This window comes from Staphylococcus sp. EG-SA-2 (genome assembly GCF_017152085.1).
Genome location: NZ_JACYHC010000743.1, coordinates 1 through 1,562, shown reverse-complemented (window position 1 = coordinate 1,562; position 1,562 = coordinate 1). Strand labels below are relative to the sequence as shown.

Sequence of the window (1,562 nt, the reverse complement as noted above, 5' to 3'; positions counted from 1 at the left end):
ATTACTGCACATCCAAATAGTGATAAAGGTAATGGTGGTATTTATTCGATTAAAAAGATTATTAATTATCCAGGTAAAGAAGATGTATCAGTCATTCAAGTTGAAGAGCGTGCAATAGAACGTGGACCAAAAGGCTTTAATTTTAATGATAATGTAACGCCATTCAAATATGCGGCAGGGGCTAAAGCTGGTGAGCGAATTAAAGTGATTGGTTATCCACACCCATACAAAAATAAATATGTTTTATATGAGTCAACTGGCCCTGTGATGTCAGTAGAAGGTAGCAGTATTGTATATTCAGCGCATACTGAAAGCGGAAACTCTGGATCACCTGTATTAAACAGCAACAACGAATTAGTTGGTATTCATTTTGCTTCTGATGTAAAAAATGATGATAACAGAAATGCATATGGCGTCTACTTTACACCAGAAATTAAAAAATTCATTGCAGAAAACATAGATAAATAAACAAATTGACTTTAAACGAGCGTTGCAACATATCTCGAATTGTAAAGGAGCTTGAAAATGAATAAAAATATAGTCATTAAAAGCATGGCAGCATTAGCCATTCTAACCTCAGTAACTGGAATAAATGCTGCAGTCGTTGAAGAGACACAACAAATAGCAAATGCAGAGAAGAATGTTACGCAAGTTAAAGATACAAATAATTTTCCATATAATGGCGTCGTTTCATTTAAGGATGCGACAGGTTTTGTAATTGGAAAAAATACAATTATCACCAATAAACATGTATCAAAAGATTATAAAGTTGGCGATAGAATTACTGCCCATCCAAACGGTGACAAAGGAAATGGTGGTATATATAAAATTAAAAGCATTTCTGATTATCCGGGTGATGAAGACATCTCTGTCATGAATATTGAAGAACAAGCAGTTGAACGTGGACCAAAAGGCTTTAATTTTAATGAAAATGTCCAAGCATTCAATTTTGCGAAAGATGCTAAAGTTGATGACAAAATTAAAGTTATTGGTTACCCATTACCTGCTCAAAATAGTTTTAAACAGTTTGAATCTACAGGAACTATAAAAAGAATCAAAGACAATATTTTAAATTTTGATGCATACATTGAACCCGGGAATTCAGGATCACCAGTTCTAAATTCTAACAATGAGGTCATAGGTGTGGTGTATGGCGGTATTGGAAAAATTGGTTCTGAATATAATGGTGCCGTATACTTTACGCCTCAAATCAAAGATTTTATTCAAAAGCACATTGAACAATAAACAAATTTAAATATACACCATGAGCATGTGTTCAATAATTTTAATGAAAAACATCGGTCGAATATAACATAAAAAAACGTCTATATCAAAAGCATCATGAATAAACAGAGGAGCACAAAAATGAATAAAAATATAATCATCAAAAGTATTGCGGCATTGACGATTTTAACATCAATAACTGGTGTCGGCACAACAGTGGTTGATGGTATTCAACAAACAGCCAAAGCAGAAAATAGTGTGAAATTAATTACCAACACGAATGTTGCACCATACAGTGGTGTTACATGGATGGGCGCTGGAACAGGATTTGTAGTTGG

Annotated in this window: 1 protein-coding gene and 2 pseudogenes; all 3 read left to right on the top strand. The window is 33.6% G+C overall.

The annotated features are described in order from the left end of the window. A pseudogene (gene splB / locus IDG60_RS13555) lies at window positions 1–468 on the top strand (serine protease SplB); the annotation flags it as partial. A gap of 57 nt (window positions 469–525) precedes the next feature. Then, window positions 526–1,245 carry a serine protease SplC gene (splC, locus tag IDG60_RS13550; protein ID WP_001038872.1) on the top strand — a complete coding sequence of 240 codons (720 nt, stop codon included), beginning with the start codon at window positions 526–528 and terminating at the stop codon, window positions 1,243–1,245. A 120-nt stretch (window positions 1,246–1,365) separates the two neighbouring features. Next, window positions 1,366–1,562, top strand: a pseudogene (gene splD, locus IDG60_RS13545) (serine protease SplD); the annotation flags it as partial.

Bases quoted from the DNA above. Each gene is read 5' to 3' on its own strand.
- splC (WP_001038872.1), top strand. From the start codon at position 526: ATGAATAAAAATATAGTCATTAAAAGCATGGCAGCATTAGCCATTCTA.